The sequence below is a fragment of the Polynucleobacter necessarius genome (genome assembly GCF_900095175.1).
GTDB lineage: Bacteria > Pseudomonadota > Gammaproteobacteria > Burkholderiales > Burkholderiaceae > Polynucleobacter > Polynucleobacter necessarius_I.
In genome coordinates, this window is record NZ_LT606946.1 from 395,242 (window position 1) to 416,274 (window position 21,033).

At 47.6% G+C, this 21,033-nt stretch carries 16 protein-coding genes and 3 pseudogenes; 11 read left to right on the plus strand and 8 right to left on the minus strand.

What is annotated here, in order from left to right:
• Window positions 1-12: 12 nt before the first annotated feature.
• A complete protein-coding gene (locus tag DXE44_RS02175) occupies window positions 13-2,280 on the plus strand; it encodes an arginine/lysine/ornithine decarboxylase (RefSeq protein ID WP_114652285.1) in 2,268 nt (755 codons plus the stop codon).
• 46 nt (window positions 2,281-2,326) lie between these two features.
• Here the strand turns inward: DXE44_RS02175 and DXE44_RS02180 are convergent.
• The 3 genes and pseudogenes from DXE44_RS02180 to argH form a co-directional block, all read right to left on the minus strand.
• Window positions 2,327-3,859, minus strand: a pseudogene (locus DXE44_RS02180) (TRAP transporter large permease).
• On the minus strand, window positions 3,856-4,335 hold the full coding sequence (locus DXE44_RS02185) for a TRAP transporter small permease subunit (RefSeq protein ID WP_231970544.1): 480 nt from the start codon (window positions 4,333-4,335) through the stop codon (window positions 3,856-3,858). The pseudogene DXE44_RS02180 and the gene DXE44_RS02185 overlap by 4 nt, the downstream one beginning before the upstream one ends.
• Window positions 4,336-4,413: 78 nt before the next feature.
• The gene (argH, locus tag DXE44_RS02190) at window positions 4,414-5,832 is read right to left on the minus strand and encodes an argininosuccinate lyase (RefSeq protein ID WP_114652289.1); all 1,419 of its coding nucleotides are present in this window, start codon (window positions 5,830-5,832) and stop codon (window positions 4,414-4,416) included.
• A gap of 43 nt (window positions 5,833-5,875) precedes the next feature.
• Here argH and hemC point away from each other — a divergent pair, with 43 nt between their 5' ends.
• Both hemC and DXE44_RS02200 read left to right on the plus strand, forming a co-directional pair.
• Window positions 5,876-6,856 (plus strand): hydroxymethylbilane synthase, encoded by a 981-nt coding sequence (gene hemC, locus DXE44_RS02195; RefSeq protein WP_114652290.1) that lies wholly within the window; start codon window positions 5,876-5,878, stop codon window positions 6,854-6,856.
• 22 nt (window positions 6,857-6,878) lie between these two features.
• Window positions 6,879-7,688 carry a uroporphyrinogen-III synthase gene (locus tag DXE44_RS02200; RefSeq protein ID WP_114652291.1) on the plus strand — a complete coding sequence of 270 codons (810 nt, stop codon included), beginning with the start codon at window positions 6,879-6,881 and terminating at the stop codon, window positions 7,686-7,688.
• Between the two features lie 91 nt (window positions 7,689-7,779).
• Here the strand turns inward: DXE44_RS02200 and DXE44_RS02205 are convergent, their stop codons facing one another.
• From DXE44_RS02205 to DXE44_RS10065, 3 genes are all read right to left on the minus strand, one after another.
• Window positions 7,780-8,256 carry a chorismate--pyruvate lyase family protein gene (locus DXE44_RS02205; protein WP_114652292.1) on the minus strand — a complete coding sequence of 159 codons (477 nt, stop codon included), beginning with the start codon at window positions 8,254-8,256 and terminating at the stop codon, window positions 7,780-7,782.
• Window positions 8,257-8,258: 2 nt separating this feature from the next.
• Window positions 8,259-9,800 carry a DEAD/DEAH box helicase gene (locus DXE44_RS02210; protein WP_114652293.1) on the minus strand — a complete coding sequence of 514 codons (1,542 nt, stop codon included), beginning with the start codon at window positions 9,798-9,800 and terminating at the stop codon, window positions 8,259-8,261.
• A 350-nt stretch (window positions 9,801-10,150) separates the two neighbouring features.
• Complete coding sequence (locus DXE44_RS10065; RefSeq protein WP_162785854.1) at window positions 10,151-10,306, minus strand: hypothetical protein; 156 nt, start codon at window positions 10,304-10,306, stop codon at window positions 10,151-10,153.
• On the opposite strand from DXE44_RS10065, the gene DXE44_RS02215 reads away from it, so the two are divergent.
• The gene (locus DXE44_RS02215; protein WP_114652295.1) at window positions 10,236-10,715 is read left to right on the plus strand and encodes a LysE family transporter; all 480 of its coding nucleotides are present in this window, start codon (window positions 10,236-10,238) and stop codon (window positions 10,713-10,715) included. The genes DXE44_RS10065 and DXE44_RS02215 overlap by 71 nt on opposite strands.
• A gap of 21 nt (window positions 10,716-10,736) precedes the next feature.
• On the opposite strand, the gene DXE44_RS02220 is transcribed toward DXE44_RS02215, so the two are convergent.
• Window positions 10,737-12,140: a coniferyl aldehyde dehydrogenase gene (locus tag DXE44_RS02220; RefSeq protein ID WP_114652298.1), complete on the minus strand. Its 1,404-nt coding sequence runs from the start codon at window positions 12,138-12,140 to the stop codon at window positions 10,737-10,739.
• Window positions 12,141-12,191: 51 nt separating this feature from the next.
• Here DXE44_RS02220 and DXE44_RS02225 point away from each other — a divergent pair.
• Window positions 12,192-12,601: pseudogene (locus DXE44_RS02225) on the plus strand (peptide-methionine (S)-S-oxide reductase).
• Window positions 12,602-12,607: 6 nt separating this feature from the next.
• Here the strand turns inward: DXE44_RS02225 and pdxH are convergent.
• Window positions 12,608-13,243: a pyridoxamine 5'-phosphate oxidase gene (gene pdxH / locus DXE44_RS02230; protein ID WP_114652301.1), complete on the minus strand. Its 636-nt coding sequence runs from the start codon at window positions 13,241-13,243 to the stop codon at window positions 12,608-12,610.
• Window positions 13,244-13,265: 22 nt separating this feature from the next.
• On the opposite strand from pdxH, the gene DXE44_RS02235 reads away from it, so the two are divergent.
• The 6 genes and pseudogenes from DXE44_RS02235 to DXE44_RS02260 all read left to right on the plus strand — a co-directional run bounded on the left by DXE44_RS02235 (window position 13,266) and on the right by DXE44_RS02260 (window position 20,999).
• The gene (locus DXE44_RS02235; protein WP_114652303.1) at window positions 13,266-14,015 is read left to right on the plus strand and encodes a tRNA threonylcarbamoyladenosine dehydratase; all 750 of its coding nucleotides are present in this window, start codon (window positions 13,266-13,268) and stop codon (window positions 14,013-14,015) included.
• Between the two features lie 302 nt (window positions 14,016-14,317).
• Window positions 14,318-15,643: an amino acid permease gene (locus tag DXE44_RS02240; protein ID WP_269460689.1), complete on the plus strand. Its 1,326-nt coding sequence runs from the start codon at window positions 14,318-14,320 to the stop codon at window positions 15,641-15,643.
• A gap of 10 nt (window positions 15,644-15,653) precedes the next feature.
• Window positions 15,654-16,630, plus strand: a pseudogene (locus DXE44_RS02245) (alanine dehydrogenase).
• A gap of 74 nt (window positions 16,631-16,704) precedes the next feature.
• Window positions 16,705-17,280: a TMEM165/GDT1 family protein gene (locus DXE44_RS02250; RefSeq protein ID WP_114652316.1), complete on the plus strand. Its 576-nt coding sequence runs from the start codon at window positions 16,705-16,707 to the stop codon at window positions 17,278-17,280.
• Between the two features lie 34 nt (window positions 17,281-17,314).
• Window positions 17,315-19,924, plus strand: a complete 2,610-nt coding sequence (gene pepN / locus DXE44_RS02255) for an aminopeptidase N (RefSeq protein ID WP_114652318.1) — start codon at window positions 17,315-17,317, stop codon at window positions 19,922-19,924.
• Between the two features lie 64 nt (window positions 19,925-19,988).
• A complete protein-coding gene (locus DXE44_RS02260) occupies window positions 19,989-20,999 on the plus strand; it encodes a class 1 fructose-bisphosphatase (RefSeq protein WP_114652320.1) in 1,011 nt (336 codons plus the stop codon).
• Window positions 21,000-21,033: the final 34 nt, after the last annotated feature.

Consider the following 21,033-nt stretch of genomic DNA (forward strand, 5'->3'; position numbering starts at 1 on the left):
TAAAGGCTACTCATGAAATCTCGTTTTCCAATCATCATTATTGATGAGGACTTTCGCTCTGAAAATATTTCAGGTTCAGGTATTCGCGACTTAGCTGAAGCGATTGAAAACGAGGGCATGGAAGTCATTGGCTTAACTAGCTACGGCGACCTCACATCCTTTGCGCAACAGGCCTCCCGCGCTTCTAGCTTTATTGTGTCGATCGATGACGAAGAGTTTGTTTCTGACTCTGAAGACCATGACTTGCCCGCATTAAATAACTTGCGCGCATTTATTACAGAAGTGCGTAAGCGCAATGAAGATATTCCAATCTTTTTGTATGGTGAGACTCGTACTCCACGTCATATGCCGAACGACATCTTGCGTGAACTGCACGGCTTCATTCATATGAATGAAGATACGCCAGAGTTTGTGGCGCGTCACATTATTCGTGAGGCGAAGGTGTACCTAGATTCATTGGCGCCACCATTCTTCCGCGCGCTGACTAATTACGCCTCTGAAGGTTCTTACTCTTGGCATTGCCCAGGCCACTCTGGTGGCGTCGCTTTCTTGAAGAGCCCAGTTGGTCGCATGTTCCATCAATTCTTTGGTGAGAATATGCTCCGCGCTGACGTTTGTAATGCGGTGGAAGAGCTGGGTCAGTTGTTGGATCACACTGGTCCTGTATTACAAAGCGAGCGAAATGCCGCGCGTATCTTTAATACTGATCATTTGTTCTTCGTAACAAACGGTACCTCTACATCAAATAAAATTGTTTGGCACTCTACCGTTGCCCCTGGTGACGTAGTGTTGGTAGACCGAAACTGCCATAAGTCAGTAATTCATTCAATCACGATGATGGGCGCGATCCCCATCTTCCTGATGCCAACCCGTAATCACCTTGGCATTATTGGTCCGATTCCAAAGGAAGAGTTTGAATGGAAAAACATCAAGAAGAAAATTGATGCTAACCCCTTCATTAAAGACAAGAATGTCGTGCCACGCGTCATGACGCTCACACAAAGTACTTATGACGGTATTGTTTACAACGTCGAGATGATTAAAGAGATGCTCGATGGAAAAGTTGACTCATTGCATTTTGACGAAGCTTGGTTACCTCACGCTGCATTCCATCCTTTTTATAAAGATATGCATGCTATCGGCGCGGATCGCAAGCGCACTAAAAAGAGTTTGATGTTTGCTACCCAATCAACCCATAAGCTATTGGCTGGGCTTTCACAAGCTTCGCAAGTATTGGTGCAGGATGCAGAAGAGCATAAGCTCGATCGCGACTGCTTCAATGAAGCCTATCTAATGCACACCTCGACTAGTCCGCAGTACGCCATCATTGCTTCCTGCGATGTGTCTGCTGCCATGATGGAGACTCCTGGCGGTACTACGCTAGTTGAGGAATCTATTGCTGAAGCGATGGATTTCCGTCGTGCGATGCGTGAAGTCGATGATAAGTTTGGGGCGGACTGGTGGTTCAAGGTTTGGGGCCCGGATCATTTAGCTGAAGAAGGTATTGGTGAGCGCTCAGATTGGATTCTGGAGCCCAATGCTGGCTGGCATGACTTCGGCAAGGTTGCCCAAGACTTCAATATGCTTGATCCAATCAAGGCGACTGTTGTCACCCCTGGCTTGGATATTGAAGGTAACTTCGGCTCCATGGGTATCCCAGCAAGCATCGTTACAAAGTACTTGGCTGAGCACGGTGTGATCGTGGAGAAGTGCGGTTTGTATTCCTTCTTCATCATGTTCACTATCGGCATCACCAAGGGTCGTTGGAATACTTTGGTAACTGAGCTACAGCAATTTAAAGATCACTTTGATAAGAATGCCCCCTTGTGGAAGGTATTGCCGGAGTTTGTTGCTAAATATTCTCGTTATGAGCGTGTTGGCCTCAAAGACATCTGTCAGCAAATTCATGAGTTCTACAAGAGTCGTAATGTAGCTCGCATGACGACTGAGATGTACACCTCAGACATGGTGCCTGCAATGATGCCTTCAGAAGCTTGGGCTAAGATGGCGCATAAAAAAGTAGATCGCGTTCCCTTGGATCAATTAGAAGATCGGATTACCGCAATGCTGGTAACTCCATATCCTCCAGGTATTCCACTCCTTATCCCGGGCGAGCGCTTCAATAAACGCATCATTGACTACCTCTACTTTGCTCGTGACTTCAATAAGCGGTTCCCGGGCTTTGAGACCGATATTCACGGCCTGGTTAAAGGAGATATTGATGGGCGTAGTGAGTATTACGTTGATTGTGTAAGGCAGGAGCCTGACATTACTTTGTAGTGTGTGTTTGCATGCCTACTTAATAAAAACCACCTGTAGGTGGTTTTTATTTGCCTGGCTTATCCAGTTGAAACAATACCGGCGCATCTTCATCAACCTTATTTGCTTGCTCATCGGGCTTGGATTCATCGGCATTCGTGAAGTTAAATTCTTGACTCTGGACCACTGCTACAGGCTTATCCAAGAAGGTGGTGACTAGTGCTGGGAATGCTGCTACAACCACCACCATGATGAGTTGTAGGGTAACCCAAGGCAATGCTCCCCAATAGATATCACTACTCTTCACTTCTTTCGGTGCTACTCCACGAAGATAGAACAGTGCAAATCCAAATGGTGGATGCATAAATGAGGTTTGCATGTTCACGCAAAGCATGACACCAAACCATACCAGTGCAGCACTGGCTGCGGCTTGAGGATTGCCATTCATCGAGGCAAGTAGAACCGGTGCAAGTAGTTTGACTGCGACTGGTGCCAGCAAAGGTACAACGATGAAGGCGATTTCAAAAAAGTCTAAGAAGAACGCCAAAAAGAAAACGAATAGATTCACCGCTACCAAGAAGCCAACCCATCCACCGGGCAGATTGGAAAACAATTCTTCAACCCAGTGGCCGCCATCAACACCTTGGAAGACAACCGAGAAGCAGGTGGAGCCAATCAAGATGAAGACCACCATGGCAGTAATGCGCATCGTATTTTGATAAGCCTCTTGAATCAATCCTTTGAGATTAGGGATGTTGGCCCTGCGTATCCAGGCTAAAAGCAATGCACCCATCGCGCCCATGGCGCCAGACTCGGTTGGGGTTGCGATGCCAGTCATGTGGCTCCCAGTACCAAGAAAATCAATACTGCCGAAGGAATAATTCCCAAGAGGCATTTCTTCCAGAGTGGCCAACCTTTTAGGGTGAGTTCATTTTCCGGCGCGGGAGGCAGGTCATCTGGTCTAAAACGGGAGAGGAAGAAGGTGTAGAGGGCAAAAAGACCAATTTGCAGAAGAGATGGACCCCAAGCACCAAGATACATGCTGCCAACATCGGCACTCCCGCTCTGGGTTTTGAGCTGGTCAGCCAGGACAATCAGCACTAAAGAGGGTGGCACTAGCTGTGTAATGGTTCCAGAAGCTGCCAAAACGCCTGTAGCGTAGCGCATATTGTAGCCGTAGCGCATCCATCACGGGCAGGGAGATCATCGCCATAGCGATCACCTGAGCAGCCACAGCGCCGGTAATCGCTCCCAGAATGAATCCCACAATAATCACCGAGCAACCAAGACCGCCCCGAATGCGCCCAAAAAGCTGCCCCATGGAGTCCAGCATTTCTTCCGCTAGGCCGCAGCGCTCCAGAATGGCACCCATAAATGTGAAGAAGGGAATTGCTAGCAGTAGGTCGTTAGCAAGGACGCTACCAAAGATGCGCTGAGGAATGGCCTGCAAAAATGGCATACCAAAGAAATTCTCAGCAATCGCAATGCCAGCAAAAAATAATCCTGCAGCCATCAAAGAAAAAGCTACCGGAAAGCCAACCAACATAAACACAATAAGTCCACCAAACATAAGTGGTGGCATCCATTCAAGCGGAATCATTGAATGGGCTTTTCATAATGGAGATCGGCGGCGGGCAATTTTTCCTTCCCTTTGAGTGCGCCAATGCGTTTAATGATTTCCGATAAGCTTTGCAGACTCAACATAAAGAAACCAAATGGCACAACCAATTTAATCGGGTAGCGCAATAATCCACCTGCATTGAGTGAATGCTCTGAGACTAACCAAGAGGGATAAAACAAAGTGGTCCACGATAGCCAGGTAAAAAGAATGCAGGCTGGCATTAAAAAGACAATCAAACCAAAGAGGTCAATGTAGATACGCCCACGATCAGAAACCTGCGAGTAAATTAAATCGACTCGAACATGTTCATTGCGTTTGAGGGTATATGCGGCACCCAGCATTACGGCAGCAGCAAAGAGATACCACTGTAATTCTAGTGGCCAGTTGTTACTAATATCTAGGCTATAGCGGAGTAGTGCATTGAGAGCTGATACTACGCAAGACAGCAAGATCATGATGCTGGCTGCCTTGCCCAAGAATTGGTTTAGACGGTCAATTCCTGTTGAGAGTGTTCCCCCAAAAGCCCATGCAGTTTAAAGATCTGCGCGACCCCGTTTAATTGCAGCAAGCACTTGCGCTGGAGCAGTGCCACCAGCATGTTGACGAGAATTCACGGAACCATCTACGGTCAGCAAGGCAAAGACATCATCACCCATCATCTCAGGACGATTGTCTAAGCCACAGGCAAAACGTAATTCAGATAGGGTGAGATCGGTAAGCATGCAGTTATGACCAACGCAGGCTTTAACAGCGTGAGCTACTGCTTCATGAGCATCACGGAAAGCCAAACCTTTTTTAACCAAGTAATCAGCTAAGTCAGTTGCAGTGGCGAAGCCTTCTTCAGCAGCAGCCTTCATCACATCGGCTTTCACCTGAATATGTGGAACCATATCAGCGAAGATACGCAATGTATCTTGCACGGTATCAACAGCGTCAAACAGGGGCTCTTTATCTTCCTGGTTATCTTTGTTGTATGCCAGTGGCTGACTCTTCATCAAGGTCAATAAAGAAATCAAATCACCATAGACGCGACCAGTTTTGCCGCGCGCCAATTCTGGTACATCGGGGTTCTTTTTCTGCGGCATGATTGAGCTACCAGTACAGAAGCGATCTGGTAAATCAATAAAGCCAAAGCGTGGGCTGAGCCAAAGCACGAGCTCTTCAGATAGGCGCGACACGTGCATCATCAGGATGGAAGCAAAAGCGCAGAACTCAATCGCAAAGTCACGATCAGATACGGCATCAAGTGAGTTATTGCAGATGCCATCAAAGCCGAGGGTCTTGGCAACCTGCTCGCGATCAATTGGGTAAGTTGTACCGGCTAATGCGGCAGCGCCAAGCGGAAGGCGATTAAAGCGAGCGCGAAGATCAGCCAGGCGGCTAGCATCACGGCTAAACATTTCGTAATAGGCCATCAAGTGATGACCAAAAGTAATGGGTTGCGCAACTTGCAAGTGAGTGTGGCCAGGCATGATCGTCGCAGAGTGAGTCTCGGCAAGATCAAGCAAGGCAATGCGTAAAGTTTTGAGGGTGGCTGCAATTTGATCCACGCTGCCACGCAACCACAGACGTAAATCCGTGGCGACTTGGTCATTCCGTGAACGTCCAGTGTGAAGACGCTTTCCGGCATCGCCAACCAATTCAGTCAGACGAGCTTCAATATTGAGATGGACATCTTCCAGCGTGAGTTGCCAGTTGAATTCACCGGCCTCGATTCCACCTTTGATCTGAGCCATACCCTTTTGAATATCCGCCAAATCTTGAGCGCTAATAATCTTTTGGGTGGCCAGCATTTCAGCATGAGCCAAAGACCCAGCGATATCGACCAAGGCAAAGCGTTGATCAAAGCCAATAGAGGCGGTATAGCGCTGAACTAGTTCGTCAACGGGTTCGTTAAAGCGGGCCGACCAAGCTTGGGCTTTGTTGGCAAGGGAATTTTTTGATGAGCTCATAAACGCAGTATATTGGTGTAGGTCTTTGATTATTTTAAATGTTATGTCCCAAACCCCCATTTCTAGCTCTAGTTCCCCTGTATCCGCCACCCCTCAGCGCCTGGTAATTGCCTCTCGTGAGAGTCGCCTTGCCATGTGGCAGGCGGAACACGTCCGAGATTGCCTTAAAAAGCCCTATCCAGCATGCGATGTGCAAATTCTGGGTATGACTACCCGGGGTGACCAAATACTGGATAAGGCCCTCTCTAAGGTGGGTGGTAAGGGTTTATTTGTGAAAGAGCTCGAAACAGCCTTAGAGGACGGTCGGGCTGATTTGGCTGTGCACTCCCTTAAAGATGTGCCCATGGTCATGCCCGAGGGTTTTGATTTGTCCTGCGTAATGGCGCGGGAAGATGCTCATGATGCATTTGTCTCTAATGATTACGCCAGCCTCGAGGATTTGCCGGCGGGCGCTGTGGTGGGTACTTCAAGCTTGAGGCGTGAGTCAGTTCTTAGATCCAGGTTCCCGCATCTAGTGATCCAGCCCCTGCGTGGCAATTTAGATGCCCGTATGGGTAAGCTCGATCGTGGAGGATATCAAGCCATTATTTTGGCTGCTGCCGGTCTAAAGCGACTTGGTTTAGAGAGTCGTATTCGTGCGCTGTTACCGATTGATCCCTACACACCAGCTGCTGGGCAGGGCGCTTTAGGTATCGAAACCCTCAGCCAACATCCCAATATTAAAGAGTGGCTTGCCCCCCTGAATGATTTGCCAACCCTCTATGCAGTTACTGCTGAGCGTATGGTGTCACGCCAACTAGGTGGTTCTTGTGAAGTACCCTTGGCTGCATACGCTACCTGGGATCAAGATCATATGAACATCCGATCTTTTGTTGCTAGCGTAGACGGCACTGCAAGTTGCTTGGCTAGTGCTCAAGGCGCAGTCAAAAGTTTGGAAGATGCTGAGGCACTTGGTTTGTCAGTTGCGCGCGACCTGATTGCCCAAGGCGCTGAGCATTTGCTTCCTGATGGTTTGCCGAAGTAAGCAGTAAAAAGGTAATTCATTAATGAGCAATAAAACAATTGTCATTACCCGTCCTAGCGGACAGGCTCGTCAATTGTCAGAAGCACTCCAGGCAAGCCTCTTGAAGAGTGGTTTTACTTCAGAAACTTCCCCCCAGATTATTTCTTTACCCTTGCTGACAATTCTTCCAAAGGGTGAAGGTGTGTTGGTCGAATCAATCATTGCAGGGCTAAAGAATGCTGACCTAGCAATTTTTGTTAGCCCCAATGCAATTGAATGCACGATGCGTTTGCTGGAAAGGTCTTGGCAAGAGCTGCCTGATCGGTTATTACCGATAGGTGTGATGGGGGGCAGTAGCTTGGCATCCCTCAACAATCACGGCATTGGTCTTGAGAGCAATGCTACGAAAATTATTCTTCCTCTGAGCAATGCGCAGTGGGATTCCGAGGGTCTTTGGGCTGAATTGCAGAAGTTGAAATGGGATTGGTCCACTAAGAGAGTGATCATCTTTAAGGGTGAGGGTGGTCGTGACTGGCTGGCTGAAACTTTAAAACAGGCTGGTGCGCAAGTTGAGGCTTTTTCTGTTTATGCACGAGTCCCATTAGATCTCAATAGTCCCGCCTGGCAAGACGTTCATGAGATTGATTTTGCAAAATCACTTTGGCTTCTGACCTCTTCTGAGGCGGTGCGATATTTGGGTCAAGCAAAATTGCCCTTAGATCGGGCGACAGCCATTTGCCCTCATCACAATATTGCTGATGCCGCTGAGCAAATTGGATTTGGTGAGGTGTTTACTTGCGAGCCTGGTGATGAAGCTTTAATTGCCGCATCGCAAGCTTGGTTATCCATTTAATTGCTAGGGTAGTTGAGTAGTGCCGGCAGAAATACTTCGCTCACGAGGAGTGGGCGCCCTTTGAGTTGATATAGCGTTCGTCTTGCCCAGCTTACCGAAGGAAGTCCTGGGTATTGCTGGAAACATTTTTCCATAGAGCATTTTTCTTATCTAGGCGGGCAATTTCACGCAACGGTTTTTTCTTGGAGTGCATACGCGTTTTAGCAAACAGCACTGCTCCTAAAGGTTTCTTGCCTAAACGTAAAATCTCGTGATTGCTGCCACTAGAACTACTGGTGGGAATAATGCTGTGAGCCATTACTAGTGGCACACCGTTTGCGCAAAGCAGTACTTCTCGGATACGACAACGTTTGATCTTGAAATGAAAATAGCGATTCTCGTCGCTATTTAGGTTTTGTCGGCAATCTCGCAGAACTACTACCTCTAGTTTCTGTCCAATTGCACGTTCAATTTTCTGGGTTAAAGAACCGGTATCACTCAACCAAGACTGCCACTTTCGTGGCGCTTGATGCAACTCACCGGAATCGACTCGATTCCATGCAGAACGGAGACGACGACGGTGAATCATATTTAGCTACCGCTAAAGTTTCTACGCTGACCGCCAGATTTTAGTTTAGCAAAACGTGGACCGGCGGATGGACGTGAATCTCCAGAGCGTGCTGGACGTGAGTCAGCAGAACGCGCAGGGCGTGAATCAGCAAAACGATTACCACCAGCAGGACGTGAATCACCGGATGGACGGGAGTCGCTAGAGCGAGATTCGAAATGATTGCCTGAGCGATTACCACCGCTTCCGCCACCAGAACGAGACTCTGAGCGAGCGCCAGAACCATAACGGCCACCACCACCAGAGCGGCCACCACCGCCAGAGCCGCCACCAGAACGACCGCCGCCTGGGCGACCACCGCCACCACCAAAGCTAGGCTTAGCTTGTGGCTCAAGGCCGGCAATGACTGAAGCAACGATGTCTTGCTGTGTAAAGCGTTCGATATTACGAATCTTGGCGCGATCACGATGTTCAACCAAAGTGATAGCTACACCATTGCGACCCGCACGACCAGTACGACCGATGCGATGCGTATAGTCTTCTGGTTTCATTGGCAAGCCAAAGTTAATCACGTGACTAATACGTGGCACATCAATACCGCGAGCTGCTACGTCAGTCGCAACCAAAATCTTGGTGTGACCTTTACGCAAAGACTCAAGACGGCGCATACGAACAGCTTGAGGCATTGCACCGTGTAGGGCGCTAGCTTCGTAACCATTGGCACGTAAGGTGTCAGCAATTTTTTCACTTTCAACTTGAGTGCTTGCAAACACCACCGCTTGATCCAAAGAGGCGTCAGCCAAAATGTGCTCAAGCAATTTATGCTTGTGTGACATGCTGTCAGCCCAGTGCAGCTTCTGTTCAATGTTCGCGTGCTTTTCGCCAGCATGAGCAAGCTCAATACGTTTAGCGTTGGTAGTCAACTCATTAGCCAAAGACATAATCTTTGGTGCAAAAGTTGCAGAGAACATCAAAGTTTGGGTGCGACCAGCACAACGCTTATCAATCGCCTCGAGATCATCAACAAATCCCATGTCGAGCATGCGATCGGCTTCGTCAATAACGAGTTGTTTGACATCATCTAAGCGAATTGCTTTGCTATCGGTCAGATCGAGTAAGCGACCAGGAGTTGCGACAACTAACAATGCGCCTTTGAGGGCCTGGATTTGCTTGCCGTAAGGCATGCCACCCATGATGGTTGCAATACGGATGCCTTTCATGCCGCGAACTAAGTTCACTGCATCTGCGGCAACCTGTTGAGCTAATTCACGAGTAGGGCAGAGCACTAACACTTTAGGTTGTGCGCGGCCTGGTACGGGTGAGCCGTTTGGGTTGTCTTCGATCAATTGATTAATCAAAGGCAATAAGAAGGCTGCGGTTTTACCGCTACCAGTTTGGCTGCTGAACAATAAGTCACCACCAGCGAGAGCAGCAGGAATAACCTGAGCTTGCACTTCAGTAGCTTGGGTGTAACCCAGTTCAGCAACGTTTTTAAGGAGTGGCGCCGCGAGGGCGAAATTCCGGAAATCATTTCCAGCGAGATTAGTTTCTTTAGAAAAAGTCATGCTATTACACATCCCTTTTAAGGGATGTCTCCGTGTATACACTCTTTGTTTTTTTGAGTGTGATGGTCAAAGGCATCGACCATCAGACAGGCGGCAGCGCGTTTTTTTACTTTGGTGTTTATGACTTCTAAACGGTACGCTGAAATATAGCTGGGGGACGATGAATTAAATTGCTTTAAAAATCTTTTTATTGTGGCATTTTGAGAAGTGAATTACAAGGGTTTTCCCGAATTTAATTATGATGGGGTGATGGATTGGTTCATTTCACCTTCAAGTGTCGGCATCGTTGACTTCCCCACATATTTGTTGGGAGTGATTTTTACCATCCTATTCCCTGGCCCAAATTCTCTTTATGTATTAACGATTGCTTCTCTTAAGGGCTGACGTGCAGGGGCTTGGGCATCGCTCGGAATCTTTATTGGTGATGCCATCCTGATGATCGGTGTTGCCCTAGGCGCGGCTACTTTACTGAACTCATCGCCATCAACATTTAACTTCATACGCATGCTGGGCGCCGCTTATTTGGCATGGATGGGTTATGGATTTATACGGGATGGAATGAGACGTTGGCGTGGAGATCAAACGGTTGCTACAGAAAATGGCGGGGCTCATTATTTAAATACGTTACATCCCTTAATAGCTTCTCTGACATTGTCCTTAACCAATCCTAAAGCGATCTTTTTCTTTGTTTCATTTTTTGCGCAGTTTATTCAGCCCGGGTATGCGCAACCCGTTCATACTTTTTTATATCTTGCTGTTGTGCTCCAGCTAGTGAGCATGACTTACTTAGCTGGCCTAATATTTTTAGGCCAGTATTTTCTTGGCTTCTTTAAGAAGCACTCTCGCTATGCTGCGATTCTTTGGCTTGTAGTTGGAATGCTTTTAGTCGGATTTGCTGCGAAATTGTTACTCTAGCGCCATACCAATCGATAGCATTTATTTGAGCCAACGTAACAAGCGCTCAACACCTGTGCGGTAGGGCGGTCTTGCCAACTTAGTGCCACGTAAGAAACTGAGGCCCAAGAAACCACGAACCTCTAAGATGGATTTGCGATGACTGAATGCTTCAAAACCTGCTTTGCCATGATATGCACCCATTCCGCTTGTGCCGATACCGCCAAAAGGTAAATCCTCTATTGCTGCATGTAAGAGGGTGTCATTGATTGTCACGCCACCAGAGCGAGTTTCATTCAGAATACGCTGCATTACCACCTTATCTTTCCCAAACCAGTACAGGGCCAACGGATTTTGGCGTTCATTGATATAGCGAATCGTGGAATCAACATCATTGATAGCGACGATTGGAAGAATGGGTCCAAATACTTCTTCTTGCATAACGAGCGCATCCTCAGAAACATTCAGAAGTGCCACGGGTATGAATGCAAGTTCAGTATTATCAGCGGGAGGGATCAAGGGGATTATTTGTGCACCACGATCCGATGCATCTTGAACCAGTTGATGCCAACGCGTTAACTGATGATCATCAATTGCGCCTGTGAATTCTTCCGGATTGGAGAGTTGTTCTTGGGCAGCGCTTTGCAATCCTTGAATAAACACATCGCAATCGCTTGCGTGAACTATGGCGTAATCCGGGGCAATACAGGTTTGACCACCATTCACTAATTTGCCATAAATAATGCTTGCAGCTGCATCCTTGAGTTTGGCGGATGGGTCAACAATCGCTGGCGATTTGCCACCCAACTCAAGCGTGATCGAGGTCAGATGGTCTGCGGCAGCACGCATCACTTTTTTGCCAATGTCGCTCGAGCCAGTAAAGAAGAGGTGATCAAATGGCAGGGCTGCAAAAGATTCTGCAACTTCAGTGCCACCAACGGTGACACAAAATTCACTTGGGTGAAAATATTCTTGAATCAATGTTGCTAAGAATCCAGAGGTGCGTGAACTTCTTTCTGAGGATTTGAGCCAAACGCGATTACCTGCCGCAAAGGCGGCAATAGCTGGAACCAGTGCTAGCTGAACTGGGTAATTCCAAGGACTCATGATGCCGACGACGCCCATGGATTGCATTTGTGTCCAAGCGTGAGATGAGCCTAAGAATCCTGGTGTTGAGACTAGTTGCGGTTTCATCCACTCTTTGAGATGTTTGTGGACATGTTTGCATGCCTGATAAACCATCTGAAATTCTAGGAGCCGACTTTCAATCGAGTGACGGGTGCCAAAATCTGCAGTTAAGACTTTGCAGATTTTTTCTTCATTGGCGGCAATCATTTTCTCAATGCGACCGATACGCTCAAGCCGAACCTCCAATGTAGGGTTTGGTTCTGCAGCATATGCTGCCTTGATTTCATCTAATTGGAGTGTGAAGCGATTTATGGACATGAGGTTTATATAGAGCAAGCAATCGATTGAATAAGGCATTAGGATAAAGGTATGAATGAAACTATCCTCAAAAACCACCCAAATCTTGAGCGCGCCACTTTGGGGGGCGGCTGTTTCTGGCGCTTGGAAGCGGTTTACCAGCAAATCTTAGGCGTCAGTGCGGTTGTTTCAGGGTACGCAGGAGGGACAATGGCCAATCCCGACTATGAATCCGTTTGCTCGGGCCAAACTGGCCACGCTGAAATTGTGGGGTGGTCAAAGAGCTGGAGGCTACGAAGATTTATTCCAGTCCAGTGGTAACCCAGATTAATTTAGTCCCGGTTATTTATCCAGCCGAGGATTATCACCAGGATTATTTCCGTCGGCATCCAGGCCAGGGTTACTGTATGGCAGTCGTTGCTCCTAAGCTAGCAAAATTTAGAGCAAAGTTTCAATCTCTGATTGCGCCAGAGTTTCGTTAGAGTTGATTAAGGTGCTAGGCGAGAAATGCGCCAGTGGCCCCTATCCAATTGATAGTGAATGCGGTCATGTAGTCGTGAGGGTCGACCTTGCCAGAATTCAATTTCAGTGGGGTGTAGGCGATATCCACCCCAATGATCGGGTCTAGGCGGTTTATCTCCAAAGTCGGCTGCGAAGCGCTTTTCAGCTTCTTCAAGAAATTCTCGATTCGGAATTTCAGCGCTTTGAGGTGATGCCCATGCCCCAATTCGGGAGGCTGCTGGGCGGGAGTGAAAGTATTCATCGCTCTCAGCAGGGCTGACGCGCTCAACTATCCCTTTAATCCGAACTTGACGCTCTAGCTCATGCCAATGAAATAGCAAAGCAGCTTGCGGTCGAATGGCTAAGTCCTTACCTTTTTGACTCTCGTAATTGGTGAAGAAGGTAAAGCCAGCCTCATTCGCGCCTTTTAGTAAGACAATACGGGCTGATGGATTGCCTGCTGCGTCTGCAGTTGCCAAAGTCATCGAGTTTGGTTCGGGACATTCCGCTTTAATGGCCTGATCAAACCAAAGCTGAAATAAGCTCAGCGGATTGGGCGGAACTTCAGTCTCTGAAAGTTGACCAAAGGTATAGTTTTTGCGGAGTTGAGCGATGGAGTCCATTTTTTCAGTATAAAGAGAAGCTATGGCAGAAGACAAGTTAGAAGACAGTGTGGGAGATCGACGCTTTGGTGGTGTAGCTCGGCTATACGGCCCAGAGCTGCGTGAGCGTTTTCGTCATGCCACTGTTGTTGTAGCTGGATTGGGTGGAGTGGGTTCATGGGCTGCTGAAGCTCTGGCACGCACTGCTATTGGACATCTGGTCTTGATCGATTTTGATCACATTGCCGAAAGCAATACCAATCGTCAGCTACACGCTCTTGAGGGTGAGTATGGCAAAGCTAAGGTACAAGCGATGACCGATCGCATTCGCCAAATTAATCCTGAAATCAGTCTCACTAGCCATGATGCATTTTTGGAGCCAGAAAATTTAGATACCTTGATTCCCGAAGGTGCGATTGTTTTAGATGCAACCGATTCAGTGCAAACTAAAATTGCTTTAGCGGTTTGGGCTAACAAACATCAGCGCGCTCTAGTCATGTGTGGTGCAGCTGGCGGAAAATCAGATCCTACTTCTGTGCGTTGTGATGACCTGTCTAGAACCGAGCAAGATGCTTTATTGGCAAAGGTACGTCAGGGTCTCAGACAGGACCATGGATTTTCTAGAAATCTGAAAAGAAAAATTGGTATTCGCACGATCTATTCTCACGAGCCTCGTGCAGGTGTTGCTAGTGGAGGCCTTGCATGTTCTGGTTATGGGTCAACAGTGATGGTGACGGCGGCATGTGGTTTAGCCGCGGCTGCTGAAGTCTTAAATCTCATTGCTGCTCAGTAGGTTTTTTCAAATCCATCCATAAATCCTTAAGGGGAATCCCTGTAGGAAATTACGGATTCTGATGTCATCCAAAATTTATTATTTCCTCAGCAAGCCTGCATCCTCTTTGCCTGGTGATTTTTTTCGCACCATATTTAATTGTTTAAGCACTTTACGCACTTTTATCCTCTAGTGCAGAAGCTGAGTCCTCCCTAGACTTTGCCTCGTTGGTGATTTACCATCGACAAATCGAAAGGAGGTCTCTTTTGCAGACTGAACAAACTGGTTTACAGCGCCACCTCAAAGTCAGGCACATTCGTCTGATGGCTTTGGGTTCCACTATCGGCGTTGGATTATTTCTGGGCTCGGCAAGTGCAATTCAAATCGCAGGACCTTCCATCTTGCTAGGATATTTGCTTGCCGGCACCGTTGCCTTCATCGTGCTTCGCGCCTTGGGTGAGATGGCAGTACATGAACCTGTTGCAGGTTCGTTTGCTGCATATGCCAATACCTATGTAGGGCCGCTGGCGGGTTATATGGTCGGGTGGGGTTACTGGACTTACTGGATCGTTGTTGGAATAGCTGAAGTCACTGCTGTTGGTATTTATATGGGCATTTGGTTTCCAGATGTACCTCAGTGGATCTGGGCTTTGTCCTCCATCTTGATGATGGGTTTAATCAATCTCATTGTCGTAAAAGTTTTTGGTGAGTTTGAGTTTTGGTTTGCTCTCATCAAAGTGGTTGCTATTGTGGCCATGATTGCCTTGGGAAGCTCAGTCATCTTCTTTGGTTTTACCAATGACTGGAATCCGATTGGCTTCAGCAACCTTTGGCAGCACGGTGGCTTCTTCCCTAATGGTGTTGGCGGCACGTTGCTTTCCCTGCAGATGGTCTTATTTGCATATGTCGGTATTGAGATGATTGGGTTATCTGCTGGTGAGGCTGAGAATCCACACAAAACCATACCGATGGCAATTGATTCATTAGCATGGCGCATCTTGATTTTTTACATGGGTGCAATTCTTGTCATCTTGGCCATCTTCCCTTGGAATGAAGTTGAGCAACAAGGAAGTCCATTCGTGGTGATGTTTGAGCGGATTGGATTACGCGAAGCTGCTGGCATCATTAATTTCGTAGTCATTACTGCTGCTTTGTCGTCCTGCAATGCTGGCATATTTAGCGGTGGGCGACTCTTGTACGCGCTCTCAGTTAATGGCTATGCGCCTTCCCCATTTGCCAAGCTATCTAAGTACGGCGTTCCGCATCGAGCGGTGATGGCAACGGTAGCGGTTTGTATGACTGGGGTGGTGTTGAACTACTTTGTTCCAGATAAAGCGTTTCAGTACGTTATGGCTGCAGTTACCTTTGTTGGATTGATGGTGTGGATTGCAATCTTGCTCACCCAAATTCAATTTCGTCGATCACTTACTCAACCTAAGGTTGCCGAGCTGGCATATCGCACGCCTTGGTGGCCCTATTCCTCGTGGTTTGCATTGGCATTTATTACTTTGGCAGTGGTGTTGATGGGCTTTCATGAGAATGCACGGGTTGCTTTGGTATTGGGTCCGTGTCTATTAGGTGTGTATCTCGCCATGTTCTACATCGTTGGCTTACATCGCAAAACAAAACTGAGTCGTGAATTCAAATAAGGAGATTGAAATGATTGTTGGCGTACCTCAAGAAGTAAAAAATAATGAATTTCGTGTTGGCTTAACTCCGGGTAATGTCAGGGGTTTATGTAAGCAGGGCCATTCTGTCCTGGTGCAGCGTGGAGCTGGTGAGCAAATTGGCTTGAGCGATGAGTCCTATCGCCTATCTGGTGCCACCTTGATCAACAGTGCTGCTGAGGTGCAAGCTGTATCGCTTATGAAACCGTTACTTCATGTAATGGTGCTCTGCCTCTTTTAGCGCCCATGAGTGAAGTTGCGGGCAGGATGTCTATCCAAGCGGCAGCCATCCATCTTGAGAAAACAAATGGAGGCTTGGGTATCTTGATGGCGGGTGTGCCAGGAGTTGCACCAGCAAAAGTCGTGATATTGGGTGCGGGCGTAGTGGGGCGTAATGCTTTGCAAATGGCAGTAGGTATGGGTGCCGATGTTTGTATTTTCGATCGCAATATCGACTGCTTAAGGCAGATTGACATGCTCTACGGCAATCGCGTGAGAACCTTCTATGCTGACCCACTCTTGGTTGAGCTGGAAGTTTGTGAGGCGGATGTTGTGATCGGTGCCGTCTTGCTACCTGGTGCTGCTGCACCAAAGCTGGTGACAAGAGAAATGGTTCGAAAAATGAAGGCGGGTGCAGTGGTGGTGGATGTCGCAATCGATCAAGGCGGCTGCTTTGAAACATCCAAGCCCACTACGCATGCTGATCCTACCTTTATCGTAGATGGTGTTCTGCATTACTGCGTAGCAAATATGCCTGGAGCAGTTGCGAGAACCTCTACCTTTGCATTGACCAATGCGACTTATCCGTTTATTGAAGCTTTAGCTAATCGAGGTATGGTGAAGGCACTCTCTCATGATCATCATTTGCGAAATGGCTTGAGTGTGCATCGAGGCAGCCTTACTTCTGAGCCAGTTGCCAAAGCCCAGAAGGTCGATTTTGTATCCGCAGAAGAGTTGTTGGCTACATAGCAGTTTCCTCGAAGTCGCAGGTGTGGAATGGTTTGGGGGCTTTGGCTCCCAAGCTTTCCTCTATCATTCAATGCATGGACTTATCTGCATTAACTCTTTCTACTGGCGTGGTCGCTCTGGCTGAGATGGGCGACAAAACCCAATTGCTTTCCTTGATGTTGGCTGCCCGTTACCCAAAACAGGCTCTCGCCATTATTGGTGGGATATTGATTGCGACAATTGCTAACCATGCTTGCGCAGCGTTGCTAGGGCATTGGCTCACTACCTTTATGAGTCCAGATATCCTTAAATGGATTTTAGGTTTGAGCTTTTTGGGAATTGGCTTTTGGCTCTTGGTGCCCGATCATATTGATGATGCGGCTGGATCTAAAGTGGCTGATAGGGCCCTGCAGGTATTCATGCTCACGGTTGGACTCTTTTTCTTGGCTGAAATGGGTGATAAGACCCAAATTGCCACCATCGCTCTGGGCGCCAAATATTCCGATGTTGTCTCAGTCACCATTAGCACCACTTTGGGGATGATGTTGGCCAACGCTCCGGCTGTTTGGATTGGCCAGAAATTCACTAAACGCATGCCGATTAAATGGGTGCATGCAGTAGCAGCTGTGACCTTCATCGCCATTGGTGTCGCTACCCTCATCTGGGGTTAGGGCGAAATTGGTCTACGGGGCTTAAAATTGCCCCATGAAAACTGATTTGCCACAGAGCTTTCGCAGGCTCGAATACCACGCCCCTAATTACACCTTTTCACAGGTTGAGTTAGATATTGCTCTAGATCCCGCTAGGACCATTGTGAAGAGTCGCCTAGAGGTCCTGCCAGGTGCTGGTCATGAGGCTGGCACGCCTTTGGTATTGCAGGGCCATGAGCTGGAGTTTGTGAGTTTGCGTATTAATGGTGAAGCCCATCGTCAATTTGAATTGACACCAGAAACATTAACTATTCATGCATTGCCCAATGAAGGCAAACAAACCTTCATTGTTGAAATCATTTGTGTCTGCGTGCCTGAGAAGAATACTTCGCTGATGGGTCTGTATGTCTCTAATGGGAATTTCTTTACCCAGTGCGAAGCAGAGGGCTTTAGAAAGATTACTTATTTTCTTGATAGACCAGACGTCATGGCGCACTATCGCGTTACACTGCGTGCGCGTGAAGCAGAGTGCCCAGTACTGCTGTCAAACGGCAATCTCATTAGCACAGAAAAATTACCGAATGGATGGCATAGCGCTGTTTGGGAGGATCCATTTCCAAAGCCATCTTACTTATTTGCCTTAGTTGCTGGCAAGTTGGATTGCATTGAGGAAACTATCACCACCAGTAGTGGTGCTCAGAAGCTACTGCAAATTTGGGTTGAGCCACATGACCTGAAAAAGACTCGTCATGCAATGGATTCTTTAATTGCTTCGATTCATTGGGATGAAAAACGTTACGGCCTAGAACTCGATCTTGAGCGCTTCATGATTGTGGCTGTAAGCGATTTCAATATGGGTGCAATGGAGAACAAGGGCCTCAATGTTTTCAATACCAAATTTGTCCTTGCCCAGCCAGAGACAGCAACAGATGCTGACTTCGCCAATATTGAAAGCGTAGTAGCTCATGAGTATTTCCATAACTGGACTGGTAATCGAGTTACCTGTCGAGATTGGTTTCAACTTTCTCTTAAAGAAGGTTTGACCGTATTCCGTGATCAAGAGTTCTCTGCTGATCAAATGGGTAGTGAGTCCGGCAGGGCAGTGAAGCGTATTGAGGACGTGCGTTTATTGCGTCAACTGCAATTCCCTGAAGATGCCGGTCCAATGGCGCACCCAATTCGTCCAGATGAGTATCAAGAGATTAATAACTTCTATACCGTGACTGTGTATGAGAAGGGTGCTGAAGTTGTGCGTATGTATCAAACCTTATTAGATGTTGAGGGTTTCCGAAAGGGTATGGATCTTTACTTTAAGCGTCATGATGGACAAGCGGTGACTTGTGATAATTTCTTGGCTGCTATGGCAGATGCCAACGGGCGAGACCTCTCTCAGTTTAAAAACTGGTACAGCCAAGCAGGCACCCCTAAAGTCAAAGTAGAAGAATCCTATGATGAGGATAAAAAGCAATATCAAATTACCTTGACGCAAAGCCCATCAGTCAATATTGAGCACAAAGATAGCAAGCCATTTCATATTCCATTGAAGATGCGCTTACTCACGCCTGCAGATGATCAGGTGGAGACTTTGTTGGAGCTAACTCAGGATCAGCAGACTTGGACTTTTGATGGGGTGGTGGGTCGCCCAGTGCTATCAATCAATCGTAATTTCTCAGCACCGATTCATTTAGATTTTGATCAGAGTGAAGCTGATTTACTAACGATGTTCTCAAGTGATGACGATGCCTTTAATCGTTGGGAGGCTGGTCAGAAGCTCGCCATGCAAATGATCCTAGGCAATCGTTTGCCTGATAAAGCCCTGATTGAGGCTTATCGCACACTCTTGACCGATCCAGAGTTGGATCCTGCGTTCAAAGAGTTGGCGCTGACTTTACCCGCCGAGACCTATTTGTATGAGCAGTGTGCAAACGTTGATCCTCAGCAGATTTATGCTGCCCGTCGTGCTTTCCGCCATGCTATTGCCAGCGAGCTGAGAATTGAGTGGGCCGCTCTCTACCAGCAGATGCAGACTCCAGGACCATTTAACCCTGATGCAGTAAGTGCTGGTAAGCGCGCATTAAAGAATCTTGCGCTCAGCATGTTGCTCGAAGCTGATCCATTAATCTGGTCACCCATGGCAGTCAATCAATGTGAGAATGCTGACAACATGACTGACCGATATGCAGCCCTGACTGGTTTAGTGATTCATGGAAGTAAATCCGCAGCAGCTTGCCTAGAAGATTTTTATAGCCGGTTTGCTGACGATGCTTTAGTAATCGATAAGTGGTTTGCATTGCAATCCAGTAGGCCACCACTAGTTCATGCTGAATCCACCTTGGATGTGGTCAAGCGTTTGCGCGAGCATGATGCTTTCAAGATGAATAACCCTAACCCAGTGCGCAGCGTTATTCATGCATTTTGTATGAATAATCCCGCCAGCTTTCATCAAACCGATGGCAGTGGGTATGCATTTTGGGCGGAATCTGTTCTTGCCCTAGATCCAATCAACCCGCAGGTTGCCGCTCGTTTGGCAAGAGGCCTAGATCGTTGGCGCCACTTTGCCAAGCCTTACCAAGACCATATGCTGGCAGCCCTGCAGAAGGTCGACGCTTGCGAAACCCTCTCTCCAGATGTGAAAGAGGTGGTTTCTAAGGCTTTAGGCAATTAAGTAAGTTGGAACAAGGCAAAATAGAGCCCATACAGAAATAAACCCCATTACGGAGAAACTCCTCTTGAGCGCTTCAAGTACTTTTAATACCAATTTCAAGCAATATCTATCGTCCGCCAAGGTAAAGGATGCAGAAATACCTGCAGGTCTTCAAGAGCTATTATTGGCCGTTGCCGATACTTGCTCAACCTTGAGTCATGAAGTTGCTCAAGGCGCTTTGATTGGTTTGTTGGGGTCTGCGGGTACTGGCAATGTCCAGGGTGAAGTTCAGCAAAAGCTCGATGTCATTGCTAACGACTTATTGATTGATGGTGTGCAAGCATGCAAATCTCTCGCTGGTCTGGCTTCTGAGGAAATGGAGTTGCCGCTTCCAGTTCAAGGTACTGGCGACTACTTATTGTTGTTTGATCCGCTAGATGGCTCTTCTAATATTGATGTCAATGTCTCTATCGGAACTATTTTCTCTGTGCTGAAAAAGCAAGATCCTGCGGCGCCATTGCAGACAGAGGATTTTTTATTGTCAGGTCGTCACCAAGTTGCTGCGGGTTACGTTGTCTACGGACCGCAAACCACGATGGCATTAACTTTGGGTGATGGCGTAGTGATGTTTACCTTGAATAAGGTGACCGGAGAATTTGTCTTAATTAAACATGCGGTGGAGATTGCGCATTCCACCAAAGAGTTTGCGATCAATATGTCTAATATGCGTCACTGGGCTGAGCCTGTGCGTCGCTACGTTGATGAGTGCTTGGCTGGTGTCAGTGGTGAGCGTGACAAAGACTTCAATATGCGCTGGATCGCATCTATGGTTGCGGATGTGCATCGTGTCTTATCGCGTGGGGGCATCTTTATGTATCCATGGGATCAACGTGAACCCCACAAGCCAGGCAAGCTACGCCTGATGTATGAAGCAAATCCGATGAGCTTCTTAGTAGAGCAGGCTGGAGGTGCATCGACCAATGGTGAGCAACTCATTATGGATATGGTCCCCACTGAACTGCATGAGCGCGTTTCTGTCATGCTGGGTTCCAAGGAGGAGATTGAGCGACTCCAACACTATCACTCTCAGGCATAACCAACTGCCCAAACTCTTAAGTTGATCAATTAAA

Excerpts from the sequence above, each read along its gene's own strand:
- DXE44_RS02175 (WP_114652285.1), top strand. The coding sequence starts at position 13 with ATGAAATCTCGTTTTCCAATCATCATTATTGATGAGGACTTTCGCTCT.
- DXE44_RS02185 (WP_231970544.1), bottom strand. The coding sequence starts at position 4,335 with ATGATCTTGCTGTCTTGCGTAGTATCAGCTCTCAATGCACTACTCCGC.
- argH (WP_114652289.1), bottom strand. The coding sequence starts at position 5,832 with ATGAGCTCATCAAAAAATTCCCTTGCCAACAAAGCCCAAGCTTGGTCG.
- hemC (WP_114652290.1), top strand. The coding sequence starts at position 5,876 with ATGTCCCAAACCCCCATTTCTAGCTCTAGTTCCCCTGTATCCGCCACC.
- DXE44_RS02200 (WP_114652291.1), top strand. The coding sequence starts at position 6,879 with ATGAGCAATAAAACAATTGTCATTACCCGTCCTAGCGGACAGGCTCGT.
- DXE44_RS02205 (WP_114652292.1), bottom strand. The coding sequence starts at position 8,256 with ATGATTCACCGTCGTCGTCTCCGTTCTGCATGGAATCGAGTCGATTCC.
- DXE44_RS02210 (WP_114652293.1), bottom strand. The coding sequence starts at position 9,800 with ATGACTTTTTCTAAAGAAACTAATCTCGCTGGAAATGATTTCCGGAAT.
- DXE44_RS02215 (WP_114652295.1), top strand. The coding sequence starts at position 10,236 with ATGATCGGTGTTGCCCTAGGCGCGGCTACTTTACTGAACTCATCGCCA.
- DXE44_RS10065 (WP_162785854.1), bottom strand. The coding sequence starts at position 10,306 with ATGCGTATGAAGTTAAATGTTGATGGCGATGAGTTCAGTAAAGTAGCC.
- DXE44_RS02220 (WP_114652298.1), bottom strand. The coding sequence starts at position 12,140 with ATGTCCATAAATCGCTTCACACTCCAATTAGATGAAATCAAGGCAGCA.
- pdxH (WP_114652301.1), bottom strand. The coding sequence starts at position 13,243 with ATGGACTCCATCGCTCAACTCCGCAAAAACTATACCTTTGGTCAACTT.
- DXE44_RS02235 (WP_114652303.1), top strand. The coding sequence starts at position 13,266 with ATGGCAGAAGACAAGTTAGAAGACAGTGTGGGAGATCGACGCTTTGGT.
- DXE44_RS02240 (WP_269460689.1), top strand. The coding sequence starts at position 14,318 with ATGGCTTTGGGTTCCACTATCGGCGTTGGATTATTTCTGGGCTCGGCA.
- DXE44_RS02250 (WP_114652316.1), top strand. The coding sequence starts at position 16,705 with ATGGACTTATCTGCATTAACTCTTTCTACTGGCGTGGTCGCTCTGGCT.
- pepN (WP_114652318.1), top strand. The coding sequence starts at position 17,315 with ATGAAAACTGATTTGCCACAGAGCTTTCGCAGGCTCGAATACCACGCC.